Below are 15606 nucleotides of genomic sequence, written 5' to 3'. Positions count from 1 at the left end.
CAGGCACTGGGCGGGAAACCTCCCGTCGCGGCCGCCGGACCTGGGACTATAAAGGGACTGGCGCCGACGGCCTCCGGAACGATATGGAATAGCTGCGCCATAATAACAGGCGCCCCGGTCAGGGCGCCGCGAGGCACACAGCAGGAGAGGGCATGCCCAGCGTTACTTATGTGGATGCGGACGGCGAGCAGCGCACGGTTGAGGCCGCGCCGAACGCCACGGTCATGGAAGTCGCCCTGAAACACGACATTCCGGGTATTGTCGGGGAATGCGGCGGCGCCTGCGCCTGCGCCACCTGCCATGTCTATGTGGATGAGGAATGGGTGGACCGTGTCGGGCCGGCGGAGGACATGGAGCAGGGCATGCTCGACTTCGCCTTCGACGTGCGGGAGAACTCGCGCCTTTCCTGCCAGATTTTCATGACCCCCGAGCTTGACGGGCTGATCGTCCACACGCCGGTTCGCCAGGGGTAGGGTGGGCGCCCGGAGGGCGCCGGCGTGGACGTCGGCTGTCGCCAGCGTTTCGCGCGACCGGATGGCGCTTCTCCCGTTTCGGCGAACAGGCGCCGCCCCAGGCGGGCCGTCACTGCGCCTCCAGCGCTCCCAGTTGCCGGCGCAGGGCGTCGGCGGGAAAGCCCGCCGCCGCCAGTTGGGTTTCCAGCGCCGCGTGCTCCGCTTTCCAGACCGGCAAAGCCTGGCCAAGCAGTTCCAGCCCCGCCTGCGTCAGGCGCAGGCGGCGTGATCGCCCGTCCCTTGGGTCGGGCGCCGTCGCCACAAGGCCGCGCCGTTCGAGTGGTTTCAACGCCGCCGTGAGGGTGGTGCGATCACTGGCCAGAACCGTGGCGACAGCGCTGATGGTTAGCGCCTCCGGCCGGTTCAGCGCCATGAGCAGCGAAAACTGACCATTGGTGAGGTTGAAGGGGCGGAACGCCTCGTCAAAGCGCCGCGCCAGCACCCGCGCCGCCCGCTGCACATGCAGGCACAGGCAGGCGTCGCGCACCATGATGGTGTCGGTGAAGGTCGCCATGCCGTCCTGGTCGCCCTTTCTCCGGTTGTCTGCCGCCGCCTGCTGTTTCATGCTCCCGACTTTCCGTTTGCCTCGCGAAGAGTTCCGATCTTGACTTAAGTTTATGTTGATATCAACTTAATTGAACCTGACGCCGGTTGCTGGCGCGCCCGGGCGTTAAGCCTGATCGGCCCGCTGGCGTTGCGTTCGTCCAGGAAGCCGGCGCGGTCGCGAGGGATGTTCCATTTGCCCACGGAGGGAAAATTCATGAGCGCCGCCGCCGTCCACACCGCCATGTGCCCTGTCGTTCATTTCGAGATGCCTGCCCGTGACCGGGCGCGGGCCGCCGCGTTTTATGCTGGCGCCTTCGGCTGGAACATGCAGCAGGGAGAGGACATGGGCAATTACCTGCTTGCTTCGACCTCCGGCGCCGATGTGCCAGGAGGCAGCCATCGCGGCGCCATAGGCGGCGGCTTCTTCACGCCGTGTCCGGAGATGCCCAACGCCGGAACGTCGGTGGTGATCGCCGTTGGACAGCTCGAACCGGCCATGGAACGTGTCCGCCAGCATGGCGGCAAGATTCATGGCGAAGCCATGGATATCCCGGGCGTTGGCCGTTTTATCGTTTTCGAGGATACGGAAGGCAACCGCAACAGCATGTTGCAGCCCCTGACGGGCGGCGACTGCCCGGCGGCCTGATCTATCGGAAAGCGCTAGCGGCGTCGAGCGCCAATGCGCCGGCGCCCCGCGCCGGGGCGTCTCCGCAAAAGGGGCGGATCGCGTTCTGCGCCAGAGGCCGTCAGCCCCGGTTGTCCCACCCCATGCCCGCGCCTGTCGCGGGCATCCGCGTTTCCCCGATTGACCGGCGCCTCACTGCACATACGCCGTCCATCCGGCGGAGGCTGGGCCAGTCCCGCCCCATGACGGCAGCGGCGGTGCGTGGGATGGCGCCGCCTCGCGGGCGGCAAACCGCCGGCGGCGCCGGCGATCGTTTCGGGCGGATCAGGCGCCAGACCTGCGATCGCCGCCTCTTTCAGCGCGACAGTTCGCGCATCGCCTTGTCAAGACCTTCGAGGGTCAGCGGGAACATGCGATGGCCGAAGATATCGCGGATCAGGCTGATCGACTGGGTGTAGTTCCAGTGTTCTTCCTTCACCGGGTTCAGCCAGATCGATTTCGGGAAGTGGTCGATCATGCGGCCCAGCCACGCCTTGCCAGGTTCATCGTTCCAGTGCTCCACCGAGCCGCCGGGCATGGTCACTTCATAGGGGCTCATCGAGGCGTCGCCGACGAACACCACCCGGTAGTCGGAGGGGAAGGTGCGGATGATGTCCTGGGTCGGCGTCACTTCCTGGAAGCGCCGGCTGTTCTGCTTCCACACCCGCTCATACAGGCAGTTGTGAAAATAGAAGTGGTCGAAGTGCTTGAACTCGCTGCGCGCCGCCGAGAACAGCTCTTCCGCCTTCTCCACGTGCCAGTCCATCGAGCCGCCCACGTCGAGGAACAGCAGCACCTTGATGGCGTTGCGGCGCTCCGGGCGCAGCTGCACGTCGAGATAGCCCTTGTTGGCCGTCTCGTGGATGGTGCTGTCGAGGTCGAGCTCTTCCGCCGCGCCGGTGCGGGCGAACTTGCGCAGGCGGCGCAGCGCCACCTTGATATTGCGGGTGCCGAGCTCGACGTCATCGTCGAGGTCCTTGAACTCGCGCTTGTCCCAGACCTTCACCGCCGAGAAATTGCGGTTCTTGTCCTGGCCGATGCGCACGCCTTCCGGGTTGTAGCCATAGGCGCCAAACGGCGATGTGCCGGCGGTGCCGATCCACTTGTTGCCGCCCTGGTGGCGCTCCTTCTGCTCCTTCATCCGCTCCTTGAGCGTTTCCCAGAGCTTGTCCCAGCCGAGCGCCTGGATTTCTTTCTTCTCATCCTCGGTCAGGTAGCGCTCCGCCATCTTGCGGATCCACTCCTCCGGGATTTCCTCGGCTTCGATGGCCTCGCCGACCTTCTCCAGGCCCTTGAACACCTTGCCAAACACCTGATCGAACTTGTCGAGGTTGCGCTCGTCCTTCACCAGGCAGGCGCGCGACAGGTAATAGAAATCCTCGACCTTCTTTTCAGCCAGGTCCTGGTCGAGCCCCTCCAGCAGGGTCAGGTATTCGCGCAGGGAAACCGGCACCTTGGCGCCGCGCAGTTCTGTGAAGAATTTCAGAAACATGGCTCTCCCTCGCCGGCGGACGCCCCGGGCGCGACGCATTCACTCCGGAACGCCGGTCGCCTCCTGACGCCATGACTGGCTGCGGACAGGCGCCCGCCTCCGGTCATGGGCGGCGCTTCGCCGGCCGACGCCAGACCGCCTGGTCTGCGCCGGGCTGGCTCATGCGCCTGGCTGTGGCCCGTCTTGTTGATCGTTCTGTTCATTGCCCCGCGCGACCGCGACTCCCCCGGGGGAGCGCCGGCCGTCGGGACGCGTTGACATTGTCTATCATGCGCGATGGCCAGGATAGCAAGACCCCTGAGCATTTTCGGCGCACCGGGCCGGGCAGAGGGCCTGGCCAGATCAGACTGGCCAGGCCAGACCGGCCAGATCAGATCGGGGGTCAGGTTCGGGCGGAGCAGGCGACGGCGGGCGTGGGCGAAACCGCCTGACGGGCGGCGGCGCCAAAAAAAACCGGATAACGCGCGGCGGCGTCATCCGGTGGTCAAGAGGCGGGGTCTGCAAAAATCCGCTCAGAACGGGTGAGCAGGAGGGGGGGTCCAGCGCGGCGCCGGCAGGACCGGCAGCGCGGGACCAGGTCCCATCATGGCGCCCCGGAAGCCAGGGCGCCTGACTGGCGTTAGTGGCGCTTGCCGTGCTTGTGGTGGTCCATGCCATGCGGAACGCTGGCGCGCAGCAGCATGCCGAGGCGGCGCTTCTGGCCATCGTCCAGGGTCTTGTAGAGCGGGTCGACCGCGTCGGCGAGCTTGCGCATTTCGGTGGCGCGTTCGGTGGCCATGTCGGCGCCCCGGCGCAGGCGCTCGACGAAGTCGCCCTTCTTGCCTTCCTCCCGGGCTTCCTTGCGCTCTTCCTTGAATTTCGCCATCCGCTCTGCGCGGGCCTGGGCGGCGTCGCGCAGGGCCTTCTCGACGCCCGGCCACAGCTTTTCCTGGTCGGCGTTGAGCTTGAGGCCAGCCTTGAGGCCAGCGATGCGCGCGTCGGTGAGCGCGGCGCGATCGTCAGCACTGATGCGCTGGTGTTTGCCTGGGGCGGGCTGGCCAGCCTTGGCGCCGTCAGCCTGCTGGGCGAAAGCCGCGCCAGAGGCGGCCAGAGCGGCGCTGAGGGTAAGGGCGGCGAAAACTTTATTCATGTTCATCAGTCCTCCAGAACAGATGTAAGGAATGTGGGGCGCCCTTCGGCCGATTTCAAATTAATGATCCGTAATGAAGCGAATTTGATGCGCCGCGCTGGTATTTCTCCCCAAGCGTCATGTCATGATTTGGTCAAATCAGTTAACGTGACTGTAATCTTTACGCTCCCCGCCCGTGTATGTGTCGCGCCCCGACGGATGACGTTACGGCCTGCCGGATTGCGTGGCCGCGCGTGACGCAGGCGCGTGGGGGTCGACAGGTCAGGCGCGATGCCGTAACCGCGACATATATAAACGTATAATATGGTGGGAGAGGAGACAGGCATGCGCGAAAGCATTCGGGACAAGTTCGTCGTTTGCGGCATTGATGAGTTGCCGGACCAGCGGGCGCGATCGGTCACCCATGTGCTGTCGATTCTCGATCCCGACCGGGAGGAGCCGGAGGCCTTCGGCGACTATGGCGATCACCGCCGCCTGACCCTGCGCTTCCACGACATTATCGCGCCGACCGCCGGCATGATCCTGCCGGAGCGCAAGGATGTGATCCGTCTGCTGGAGTTCGGGGAAACCATCGATCTCGTGCCGGAGAAGCAGGACCACCTGCTGGTGCACTGCCACATGGGCGTGTCGCGCTCCACCGCCGCCATGGCGACGCTGCTGCTCCAGGACCATCCCGAATCCGATGAGGAAACCATTTTCGCCCGCATCCTGCAGGTGCGGCCGCAGATGTGGCCCAACTCGCGCATGATCGGTTTCGCCGACGACATCCTCGGTCGTCGCGGCCGCTTCAGCGCGGCTTTGCGCAAGCTGTACGGTCACCAGTGCCGCGTGCGCCCGGACATTCCGCAGATGATCCGCATGTATGGCCGCGGCGCCGAAGTGGATTCAGCGGTTCACGCCTGAGGAAGCAGCGGCGGCGCCGCGTTTCGGGACGGGATGCGTCTCGACAACGTCGCGGCGCGCCGTGCGCCGCAAACGCGTCAGTGCGGATTTTCCCCGATCAAACACTTGCTTGACGCGCCCCCTGGCGCTTACTGTCCGCGCCAGCCAACGAACTTGTATAAAATGGAAAACAGCATGCGGTTTACGGGTACCGATTCCTACGTCGCGACGGAGGATCTCAAGGTTGCCGTCAATGCGGCGATCGTTCTGGAGCGTCCGCTTCTGGTGAAAGGCGAACCGGGCACCGGCAAGACCGTGCTGGCGGAGGAAATCGCGCGCGCCCTTGGCGCGCCGCTGCTCACCTGGCACGTCAAGTCGACCACCAAGGCGCAGCAGGGGCTGTATGAATATGACGCCGTCAGCCGTCTGCGCGACAGCCAGCTCGGCGACAGCCGCGTCACCGACATCAAGAACTACATCAAGAAGGGCAAGCTCTGGGAAGCCTTTGAGCATGGCGGCCGCCCCGTCCTGCTGATCGACGAGATCGACAAGGCCGACATCGAGTTCCCGAACGATCTGCTGCTCGAGCTCGACCGCATGGAGTTCCATGTCTACGAGACCGGCGAGACCATCAGGGCCACCCAGCGCCCCGTGGTGATCATCACCTCCAACAACGAAAAGGAACTGCCGGACGCCTTCCTGCGCCGGTGCTTCTTCCACTACATCCGCTTCCCCGACGAAGAGACCATGAAGGCCATCGTCGAGGTGCACTACCCGGGCATCCACCATCGCCTGGTCGAGGAAGCGCTGAAGCTGTTCTTCGACGTGCGCGACGTGCCGGGCCTGAAGAAAAAGCCCTCCACCTCGGAACTGCTCGACTGGCTCAAGCTGCTGATGGCCGAGGACATTGGCCCCGACGCCCTGCGCGAGCGCGACCCGCGCAAGGCCATTCCGCCGCTGCACGGCGCCCTGCTGAAGAACGAGCAGGACGTGAGCCTGTTCGAGAAGCTGGCCTTCATGGCCCGCCGCGAGCAGCGCTGAGCCGCCAGCCACTCTCCGCCGCCCATCACGAAGCCGCCCGGATCATCCGGGCGGCTTTTGCATGTTCAGGGCCCTGATGCGGACATTGGCCGGCGGTCTTGCGACGCGGATGCTGCGCGCGCATCGCCTTTGCCGCAGAACGCTGGCGCGCGGCTGGCCCTGGCGGGTTGCGGCGGCGGGCCCCTCCCTGTCTCAGACGTTTTTCTCGCCATTGTCGAACAGGTGGCCGGCAACTTCGGTGAAGGTGGGCGCCGGCAGGGCGTGGAACGGCATGGGCCGGCAGGCGTCGATGGCGGCGAGGCCGACGCGGGCGGTCAGCATGCCGTTCAGCACGCCTTCGCCGAGCCGGGCCGACACCTTGGCGGCGAGGCCCAGGCCCATGGCCTGTTGCACCAGGCCATCGCCCGCCGCCATGCCGCCAGTGACCGCCAGATGCGCCGCCACATTGCGCGCCAGGCGCAGGAAGCCAAAAAAGCCAGGCCGGCCGCCATAGATCGCCGCCACCCGGCGCACCAGCGTGAACGATGAATACAGCACGAAGCCCACATCGACGATGGCGCGCGGGCTCACCGCCGTCACCAGCGACACCTGCTTCGCCGCCCGCGCCACCGCCTGCCGCGCCCTGCGATCCAGCGGCGTCATCAGTTCGCGCTCGGCGATGGCCAGGCGATCCTGGCCGTCGATAATTGTTTCATCGATGTTGGCGAGGGCGGCGCGCGCCCGCGCCGTGTCGGCGCGCCGCGCATAAAGCGCGTCCAGATCCTTCACCACCGCCCGGGCGTCGCGATCGCTGTTGGCGGCGTGGGCCTCGCCGGCCGCCTGGCGCAGGCGCTCGATTTTGCGCTCGCGCAGTACGCCCAGGGTCTCCCGGGTCAGCAGGCCGAGCAGGGCGAGGCCCGCCAGCGCCGCCAGCGCGATCGCCGCCCAGGCAAGGCCGGGGTTGATGGCGAACAGCCGCCGCACCAGGGAATCGACCCACAGGCCGATGCCAAAAACCGCCAGGCCGCCCAGGGCTGACAGCAGCATGCCGACCCACGGGGCGCGCCGGCGCCGGGGCGGCTCCGCCGGCGCCAATGGCGCGTCGACGATCTCGCCTGGCTCCGCGGCCACGACAACGCGCGCCGGCGGTTGGGGCGCGTGGGCGGCGTCCGCCGGCACGGCGGCGACGTCGGCGCTGTCGAGGCGGAAGGCGCGGGGTCGGTTGCTCATTGGTGTTTGCCCATTGGCCTGTGGGGTCCTGGTTCACGCCAGGCGGTCGGCGAGCAGGAATTCCAGCGCGCGGTCGAGGCGGATGTGGGGCAGGGCGTGCGCGCGGCCCGCCGCGTCCAGCAACGGCGCCGGCGGCCGGAAGCGCGGAAACCGCAACGACCCCGGCGCGATGGCCCCCTGAAACACCGCCTCGGGCTGCTCGGGAAGCTCACCCGGAAAAATCGCCGCTTCGGTCAGGCCGTCGAACACCTGGCCGTCGATGCTTTCGCCAGCTTCCGGCGTGCCGACGATGGCCGGCAGCTTCACGCCGCCCTCACGCACCATGGCCTCGCGCGTGGCGCGCACCGAGGCCAGGGCCACCGTGCCGACCCGCGCGCCCGCGCCCTCCGTGCGCCGGATGGCGCGGTCCACCAGCAGCCGCAAAATGGCCTCCAGGCGCGCGTGGCCGGACTGGTGCAGATGGTCCGCCTTGGTGGCGGCGAACAGCACCCGGTCGATGCGCGGCATGAAAATGCGCGACGCCAGCGTGTTGCGCCCGGCGCGAAACGCCAGCAGCACCCGGTCAATGGCGGTTTCCAGCTCGGCCAGCGCCGCGGGCCCCCGGTCCAGCGCCGCCAACACGTCCACCAGCACCAGCTGCCGGTCCAGCCGGGCGAAGTGCTCGCGGAAAAACGGTCCCACCACCCGGCTCTTGTAGGCCTCGAACCGCCGGTCCATCAGCGCGGCCATCGTGCCGGACGCTGGGGTCACGCCCTTCAGGTCGAGCGGCGCGAAGGTGAGGGCGGGCGAGCCGGCGAGGTCGCCAGGCATCAAAAACCGGCCCGGCGGCGTCGTCGCCACCGCCTCCGGCCCGGCGCGCAGCGCGGCCAGATAGGTCTTGAAGGCGTCGGCCACGCGCTCTGCCAGCGCCTCGTCGGCCGCGGCGCCGGCGTCTGTTTCCGCCAGCGCCGCCAGCCATGGGCCGGCGATGGCCGCCCGGTCTGGCCGGCGCGCGGCGGCGATGGTTTCGCGCGCCCAGTCGGCGTAGCTTTCCTCGAGCAGGGCAAGATCAGTCAGCCATTCGCCGGGATAATCCACCACGTCCAGGTTGAGCGTCGCCGGCCCCTTGCGCCAGCCGCTGGCGCGCTCATAGTCGATGGCGATGCGCAACTCGGCGATGCGGTTGGTCGATCGCGGCCAGTTGCGCTCCGGCCCCGTCAACGCTTCCAGATAAGTCTCATAGGGAAAGCGCGGCACGTCGTCGTCCGGCTGGTGCGCCAGCCGCGCCCGGCGGATGCGCCCTTCGGCGGCGGCGCGGAACACCGGCATCGGCGTCACCTCCAGCAGGTGATGCACCATGGCGGTGGTGAAAACCGTCTTGCCGGAGCGGGAAAGGCCGGTGACGCCCAGCCGGACGCCCGGCTGCACGGCGCTGAGAGCGAAATCCGCGGCGTTGCGGATCGCGTCATAGGTCTGCGTGAAAACCGTTCCGCTCAAATGCAACGCTCCTGGAGGCGCAGGCCCGGCCTGGAAAGGGCGCGCGCGTCAGATCAGACAATGAAAGACCGGCCCGAAGGCCGGACTGGACGATCCGGGCGCGGGACGGAAGGCGCAGCCGCCGCCACGATATTGCAGCATATGGGAAGCCGCCTGACTTTCGCCAGTCATTGGTAATGGCGGCGCGCCAGCGCAGACTGTCGTTTGTATATTTGGGGGTGGGAAGAATTGACGATGCTCGAGGCGTTTTTGAGGGTCGGGGATGACCCGGGATGGTTCGGGGCAGACGCTTTCAGTGGTTTTGGTAACCCTGGCCCCCCGGCGGCAGAGGGACGGATGCTTGTCGGCGGCGACTGGGTGGTTTTCCACGAACAGAGGGAAGGCGGTCAGCTTATGCTGACGGCGCATGGGGCGCCCCCAACCGCGGCGTCGGATGCGTATGCCCTGATTGAAAATGCACCGCGTGACGACAGCCAGCTTTCGGGGTTCCTCCGCGAAATTCGCAGGCGCCTTGGCCCGTTCCATGTGCTGCGGCTGGTCGTATGTCACGGGGGAGAGGGCGGCGAAGCCTCGCTTGCCGGCAGACTCTCGCGGCGGTTGCGTGGCGTGCGTGTCCATGGGTTTAAAGGCAGGGTTCGCGGCCTGGAGCCCACAGTGCTACGGCGCGTTTTGGAGCAGGCGCCCGGGCGCGATGTCGCATTGCCAGGCAGAGCGCTTGCCAGGGTCCACGGCGCCGTCGCGCATGTCAGCGAGCCGGGGGAGAAGTCATTTCGCCCGCGCAACCAGGAAGTCGTCTTTCAGGACGGAGTCCAGATCCACGACGTCCATGCGCCTCCCTGGGAGCAACTCCCAGGCCGGATTCGCGGTGCGGGAGGAGAAAGCCGCTACTTCGCCGGAACCATGGACTATTTTCATAAGATCGCGGATGAGGGGCTTCGTGAGGTGGTGGCTGTCGGGATGGTTTGAGATCAACCCGGGCCGGACGCCTCAATCCTCGTTGTCTTCCGCCATGCCTTCCAGGGCGCGGGGGGTGATGAAGCGGTCAAGCCGGCCGCTACGCGGCGTCACCTCCGCCCATGAGCCGACATTGAAGTCGATCACCGCCAGTCCCCCGGTGGGGTATTTTTGTGAAAGGCGGGCGAAGGCGTAGCGGTCGCCATGGCTGACCAGCATGTGCGCCAGTTCCTCGAAGCCGGGATTGTGCCCCACCAGCAACAGCGAATGGGCCGGACGATTGTCCTGGACCGCATGCTCGTCCTGGATCACGTGGAGAAGGTCCTCCACCTTGGCTTCGTAGATGCGTGGCTCATAAACCACGGGAATGGTTTCGCCGGGAAAGGCCTTGCCCAGGGCGGCGTTAACGAGATCCCAGGTCTGGCGCGTCCGGGCCGCCGGGGAAACAATGGCGAGGTCTGGCAGCAGGTTCTCCTGCGCCAGATAGGCGCCCATCAGCGGCGCGGCCTTGCGTCCCCGCTCCGCCAGCGGCCGGTCCTGGTCCTGGACGTCCCTGGGCCAGGCGGCTTTTGCGTGACGCAACAACATCAGGCGCAACATCTCAATTCCCCTGTCGCTGTCTGTCCTGGGCATGCGTCGCCGTCTGTTGCTCCCTTGCGGTCGCCGGCGGACAGCCATTCCATCGCAGCATCGTTTATATCTGTGTTTAAAGCATGCGCGGGAAAGTGAAAATGTCCGGCTCCGGCCTCCGCCCTCGGGACGACGGAGCCGATTGGCGCGCGCCGCCGCCGTCTTCGGCGAAAGTCGCGGGAAAATCGCCCCTGGCGGCGCGCGGTGAGGCTTGCCCAAACGGGCGTTCGCCATCATGAATACGCCACCTGTTTCTGCATCGGGAGGAAATCCACAATGAGAAGTTATCGCCTGGCCGAATTTGGAGCTCCTCTCGAGACGGTGGATCTCGAAACGCCGACTCCCGAGGGCAAGCAGGTTCTGCTGCGGGTGAAGGCTTCCGGCGTCTGCCACAGCGACATTCACATCTGGGAAGGCAGCTACGATCTCGGTGGCGGCCGCAAGATGCAGATGCGGGGCATCCCCCTGCCGTTGACCATGGGCCATGAGACGGTGGGCGAAGTGGTTGCCGTCGGTCCCGAGGCCGAAGGGGTGAAGGTTGGCGAAACGCGCCTGGTGTTCCCGTGGATTGGCTGCGGGCATTGCAGCATTTGCGCCGCCGGCGACGAGCACCTCTGCAACCGGCCGAAGGCGCTCGGCGTCACCTGCGACGGCGGCTACGCCGACCACATCCTGGTTTCTGACCCCAAATATCTGCTCGACATCACCGGCATCGCCCCTGACGTCGCGGCCCCGTACGCCTGCTCGGGCCTCACCACCTACAGCGCCCTGAACAAGTTCAGCGACTTCCTGTCGACCGACCCCATCCTGATTCTGGGCGCCGGCGGTCTTGGCCTGATGGCCCTGACCCTGCTGAAGGCCATGAACGCCAAAGGGGCCGTGGTGGTCGATATCGACCCGGCCAAGCGCGAGGCGGCCGTGGCCGCCGGCGCCATCGCCGCCATCGACCCCACCGCGCCAGACGCCGTGAAGCAGATCATGGCCGCGGCTGGCGGCGGCGTGCGCGGCGCGCTTGACCTGGTGGGCAACACCGCCACCACGTCGCTGGGTTTCGATGCGCTGGGCAAGGGCGGCAAGCTGGTCATCGTCGGCCTGTTCGGCGGTCAGGCCAACTGGTCGCTGCCCATGTTCCCAATCAAGGCGGCCACCGTGCAGGGCTCGTTCGTCGGCAGCCTCGTCGAGCTGCATGAGCTGATTGAGCTGGTGAAGGCCGGCAAGGTTCCCGCCGTGCCGCTGATCCACCGGCCGCTGAAGGACGTGGCCGCGACGCTTGAGGACCTGCGCCTCGGCCGCATCGTTGGCCGCGCCGTGCTGACCCCCTGAGGGAAGCCGCGCGCGCCGCCGGCCCCGGGCCGGCGGCCGCGCGGGATCACGCCGTGGGCGCAGGCGTGGGAGCAGGGGCGGGCGACCTGTCGCTGGAACCGTTCCAGACATTGTGAATGGGCCAGGGTTGCCTGTATCATCTGATTCGTCGTCCGGCTGTCATGCTGGACGGCGGTTCCCTGTTTTCCCGAGCCGGCTGGCGAGGCTTCGCGGCGTGAGCCGCCGGCATCTCCAGACAGGATGTGGCTACATGTTGAACATGAACAGTCGCACACTGGTCGTCGCCGGATGGGCCATTCTGGCCGGCGCGCCCGCCATGGCCGGTGGCCCGGGGATGACCGGTGGCCCGGGAATGGCTGGCGGCGCAATGGGCCGGTCGCAACCGGCGGCCGAGCGCCCGGCGACGGGCGCCCAGGCATTGCCAGCACAAGCCTTGCCCGCCCAGCCCTTGTCAGCCCAGACCCGATCAACTCAGGCCCGGTCAGCTGAAACCGATGACATGCAGGCGCTGATTGCGGCGACGCGGGAGATGGCCAGGTCCACCGGCGCCGCGGCGGACAGCATCGGCATGGACCCGGACCGGCTCAGTGGCATCCTGATGCGGCTGGACCGGATCGAGGCCCGCGTCAAACGGCTGGACCACCCCGCCAGCCATCCATCTCCGGATGCGACAGCGGGATGGCGCTAAAGTTTTTTCCGGGGGCCGCCAGTTAAGCTCTTTTGAAGAAACGGCCGATTATTCCGGGCCAGTGGACAAGTGTCGCCGCGCGTGACGCGCCAGCATGGAATAACCTGCGCCCTACGGGCCCTGGCGAACATGCGGCGGCGTGACTGCGGCGTTGGCCGAACCCGGTCCTGCCGGCGCGTATCGGCGTTGGCATGAGAAACCGGATTTCGCGCCAGACGCGCGGGCCGCCCCGGACGGCAGGCCGCAGATCGGGAAAAGGCGCCCGCGTCTGGCCGCCGGCGGGGTCTGATCGGCGTTGCGGTAAACCCGCGCGCGACGATGCATTTCCTGGCGGAAGGGGCGCCGGTTTGCGCGGCGCGCTATGGCGCCAAAGGCGGGGCGGCATTCTGTTGTGTTTGACGGAATGCGCTCCAGGTTTGTGGTGGGGGGCGGCTTTCACGTTGCGGCGCGATCGTTCCCACGCATGCGCCGGCGTGGTCCGGCGCTCGGGGATCCGTACGGAATGCTGTTTAATTCGTTCATTTTCCTGCTGCTGTTTCTACCATTCTCCTTGCTTGTTCACTGGCTCGCCGAACGCTTCCGCCCGGAATGGCGCCTGCCGCTGCTGCTGTTGCTGTCGTTCGCTTTCTACAGTTACTGGGACTGGCGCTTTGCGCCGCTGCTGGTGGCGTCCATCGGGCTTAACTGGATGCTGGCGCGCATCTTTTGCCAGGCGCGCCTCGGCTGGCTGATTACCCTTGCGATCTGCGTCAACCTGCTGGTGCTCGGCGTGTTCAAATACGCCGGTTTCTTCGCCAGCTTCATTCCTGGCCTGACGATGAAGGGCGTCGATGTTTTCGGTTCCGGCGACGCCTTGCCCCTCGGCATCTCCTTCTTTACCTTCCATCACGTCATGTATCTGGTGGACCTGCGCGCTGGCCGCGCGCCCCAGGTCGGCCTGGTGAAATACGGCCTCTACATCGCCTTCTTTCCGCAGGTGCTGGCCGGCCCGCTGGTGCGCTGGAGCGAAATCCTGCACCAGTTCGACGAACGCCCCTATGGGCGCTCCGACGCGGCGGAGCGTTTCGCGCGCGGGCTGCTGCTCTTGTGCGCCGGTCTCGCCAAAAAGGTGCTGATTGGCGACCCGCTGGCGGCGTATGTGAATCCGGTTTTCCAGGAAGCGGCCACCGGCGCGACCATCACGCTTGTCCAGGGCTGGCAGGCCACGCTGGCTTTCACGTTCCAGATCTATTTCGATTTCTCCGGTTACACCGACATGGCGCTGGGCATTGCGCTGCTGTTCGGCGTCGTGCTGCCGCAGAACTTCGAGGCGCCTTACCGCTCGCTGTCTTTGCAGGATTTCTGGCGGCGCTGGCACATGACCCTGTCGCGGTTCCTGCGCGACTATCTCTACATTCCCCTTGGCGGCAACCGTCACGGCCTGCCGCTGCAACTGTGCGCGCTGTTCATCACCATGGCGCTCGGCGGCCTGTGGCATGGCGCCGGCATGACCTTCGTGGCGTGGGGCGCGGCCCATGGCCTGGCGCTGGGCGTCGGCCTGCTGTGGCGCAGGGCTGGCCTGCCCATGCCGGCGGCGCTGGGCTGGGCGCTGACCTTCCTGTTCGTGGTTTTCACCTGGGTGCTGTTCCGGGCCGGGAGTTTTGAGGCGGCGCTGCGTATCTATGAGGGTATGCTGGGGCTGACCTCGATTGGCGCCGGTCTGAAATGGCGCGCCATCGCCATCGCCGCCGCCGTTGCCCTGATCGGTCCGACCGCCTGGGCCGCCGTGCACAAGGCGCCTCCGTCGCGCGTGCTCGCCATCCTCGCGGCGGTCGCCTTCACGCTTATCCTGTTCAAGATCGGCGACGATGCGAACTATGAGTTCATCTACTTCCAGTTCTGACAGCGCAACACCGTCGCGCGACGCACGCCGCTGGCGGCGGTTTGCGTGGACGTTCGCCCTCGCCCTCGCCGTGTTGCTGGCCGGGTTGACTGGCGGCCTTGTGCTGCTGGACCCTTATGACACCGGGCGCTTCACCCTGTTGTCAGCGCGCGGCGTGGCGGAAGGGCCGCCGTGGCAGGTCAACGCCAGCCGCGCCCGTGACCAGCGTTTCGACTCGGTGGTTGTCGGCAACTCACGCATGCAGATGCTTGAGCCGGAGCGCCTCGACAGGCTGACGGGCCGACGTTTCGTCAACCTCAGCGTGCTGCGGTCTGGTCCGCTTGAGGAGCAGCCGGTGTTTGAGACGTTTCTTCGCCATCACCGCGCGCCGCGCGCGGCGGTCATTGGCGTGGATGAACTGTGGTGCCGGCCGCAGCAGAAACGGGGCAGCCAGTTTCCCTACTGGCTTTATTCCGCCAGCAACCAGGAATATCTGCATGGTCTCGTCCGCTATCAGGCGGTGGAGCAGATGATGCGCCGTCTGTCGGCGCTTTATGGCGGCGCGGAGATGGCGCGGCCCGACGGTTATTGGGATTATACAACGGTTTATCTTGGCAAGACCGGCGCGCAGGCGAAACAGGACGCCATGAAGTCCAGCGCGAGCCGCCCCGTGGACACTGATAATCCCGACAGGGTTTTTCCGGCGATGACCATCCTGGGCGACATGCTCGCCGCCCTGCCGGCCTCGACCCAGACCGTGCTGGCCTGGCCGCCGACCCATATCAACTTTCAGCCGCAGCCCCATTCCCTCGCGGAAGCTGTCCTGAACCAGTGCAAGGCGCAGATCCGCGACATCGCCAGCCGCCATCCCAACGTGACGTTTCTGGACTGGGGCGGCGACCGGCCCGTCAATCGCGATCCCGCCAATTTTCACGATGAAATCCATTTCCGTAAAAACCTGGCGGGACAGTTCGCCGATGCTATCGGCGCCGTACTGGCGGCAAAGCTGACGCGGTGATCCCCAGGATGCCGGCGGTCGGCCTGTCTCGCCGCCGTCGCGTCAGCGGGCCGCCAGGGAAGCGATTCGGACGATTGCGGGCAAAATTTGCCCGCCGCCCGCCGGCTGGACCGCAGGTCAGGGCGGTCGCTGGCTTTTGCGAAAACCGAATACGCTCAACGGGAACGCGCCAGAATGTCAT

At 66.6% G+C, this 15606-nt stretch carries 15 protein-coding genes; 9 read left to right on the top strand and 6 right to left on the bottom strand.

Annotated elements, in window-relative coordinates; translation table 11 throughout:
• Positions 1-152 precede the first annotated feature (152 nt).
• Positions 153-473, top strand: a complete 321-nt coding sequence (locus EV666_RS07035) for a 2Fe-2S iron-sulfur cluster-binding protein (RefSeq protein ID WP_132005167.1) — start codon at positions 153-155, stop codon at positions 471-473.
• A 109-nt stretch (positions 474-582) separates the two neighbouring features.
• Here EV666_RS07035 and EV666_RS07030 read toward each other — a convergent pair whose 3' ends face one another.
• On the bottom strand, positions 583-1077 hold the full coding sequence (locus tag EV666_RS07030; protein WP_245514270.1) for a MarR family winged helix-turn-helix transcriptional regulator: 495 nt from the start codon (positions 1075-1077) through the stop codon (positions 583-585).
• 195 nt (positions 1078-1272) lie between these two features.
• On the opposite strand from EV666_RS07030, the gene EV666_RS07025 reads away from it, so the two are divergent.
• Positions 1273-1704 carry a VOC family protein gene (locus EV666_RS07025; protein ID WP_245514269.1) on the top strand — a complete coding sequence of 144 codons (432 nt, stop codon included), beginning with the start codon at positions 1273-1275 and terminating at the stop codon, positions 1702-1704.
• A gap of 334 nt (positions 1705-2038) precedes the next feature.
• Here the strand turns inward: EV666_RS07025 and EV666_RS07020 are convergent, their stop codons facing one another.
• Positions 2039-3214 (bottom strand): vWA domain-containing protein, encoded by a 1176-nt coding sequence (locus tag EV666_RS07020; RefSeq protein WP_132005164.1) that lies wholly within the window; start codon positions 3212-3214, stop codon positions 2039-2041.
• A 619-nt stretch (positions 3215-3833) separates the two neighbouring features.
• Complete coding sequence (locus EV666_RS07015) at positions 3834-4349, bottom strand: Spy/CpxP family protein refolding chaperone (RefSeq protein ID WP_132005161.1); 516 nt, start codon at positions 4347-4349, stop codon at positions 3834-3836.
• A gap of 318 nt (positions 4350-4667) precedes the next feature.
• On the opposite strand from EV666_RS07015, the gene EV666_RS07010 reads away from it, so the two are divergent.
• The gene (locus tag EV666_RS07010; RefSeq protein ID WP_132005158.1) at positions 4668-5246 is read left to right on the top strand and encodes a tyrosine phosphatase family protein; all 579 of its coding nucleotides are present in this window, start codon (positions 4668-4670) and stop codon (positions 5244-5246) included.
• A gap of 174 nt (positions 5247-5420) precedes the next feature.
• Entirely contained in the window at positions 5421-6266 is an 846-nt protein-coding gene (locus EV666_RS07005; protein WP_132005155.1) for an AAA family ATPase, read from the top strand.
• Between the two features lie 192 nt (positions 6267-6458).
• Here EV666_RS07005 and EV666_RS07000 read toward each other — a convergent pair whose 3' ends face one another.
• On the bottom strand, positions 6459-7475 hold the full coding sequence (locus tag EV666_RS07000) for a YcjF family protein (RefSeq protein WP_132005152.1): 1017 nt from the start codon (positions 7473-7475) through the stop codon (positions 6459-6461).
• Positions 7476-7508: 33 nt separating this feature from the next.
• Complete coding sequence (locus EV666_RS06995; RefSeq protein ID WP_245514277.1) at positions 7509-8915, bottom strand: YcjX family GTP-binding protein; 1407 nt, start codon at positions 8913-8915, stop codon at positions 7509-7511.
• Positions 8916-9185: 270 nt separating this feature from the next.
• Between EV666_RS06995 and EV666_RS06990 the strand changes: the two genes are divergently transcribed.
• Entirely contained in the window at positions 9186-9917 is a 732-nt protein-coding gene (locus tag EV666_RS06990; protein ID WP_132005146.1) for a hypothetical protein, read from the top strand.
• Positions 9918-9938: 21 nt separating this feature from the next.
• Here EV666_RS06990 and EV666_RS06985 read toward each other — a convergent pair whose 3' ends face one another.
• Positions 9939-10538, bottom strand: coding sequence for a SixA phosphatase family protein (locus tag EV666_RS06985; protein WP_245514268.1), 600 nt, complete (start codon positions 10536-10538; stop codon positions 9939-9941).
• A gap of 273 nt (positions 10539-10811) precedes the next feature.
• On the opposite strand from EV666_RS06985, the gene EV666_RS06980 reads away from it, so the two are divergent.
• From EV666_RS06980 to EV666_RS06965, 4 genes are all read left to right on the top strand, one after another.
• Positions 10812-11858 (top strand): alcohol dehydrogenase, encoded by a 1047-nt coding sequence (locus EV666_RS06980; RefSeq protein WP_132005143.1) that lies wholly within the window; start codon positions 10812-10814, stop codon positions 11856-11858.
• Between the two features lie 259 nt (positions 11859-12117).
• Positions 12118-12546 (top strand): hypothetical protein, encoded by a 429-nt coding sequence (locus tag EV666_RS06975; RefSeq protein ID WP_165909924.1) that lies wholly within the window; start codon positions 12118-12120, stop codon positions 12544-12546.
• Positions 12547-13048: 502 nt separating this feature from the next.
• Positions 13049-14428: an MBOAT family O-acyltransferase gene (locus tag EV666_RS06970; RefSeq protein ID WP_132005137.1), complete on the top strand. Its 1380-nt coding sequence runs from the start codon at positions 13049-13051 to the stop codon at positions 14426-14428.
• The gene (locus EV666_RS06965; protein WP_132005134.1) at positions 14403-15425 is read left to right on the top strand and encodes a hypothetical protein; all 1023 of its coding nucleotides are present in this window, start codon (positions 14403-14405) and stop codon (positions 15423-15425) included. Before EV666_RS06970 ends, EV666_RS06965 begins: the two co-directional genes overlap by 26 nt.
• Positions 15426-15606: the final 181 nt, after the last annotated feature.

The sequence above is a fragment of the Camelimonas lactis genome, from assembly GCF_004342915.1.
Classification (GTDB): domain Bacteria; phylum Pseudomonadota; class Alphaproteobacteria; order Rhizobiales; family Beijerinckiaceae; genus Camelimonas; species Camelimonas lactis.
This window is presented reverse-complemented; position numbering and strand designations above follow the sequence as displayed.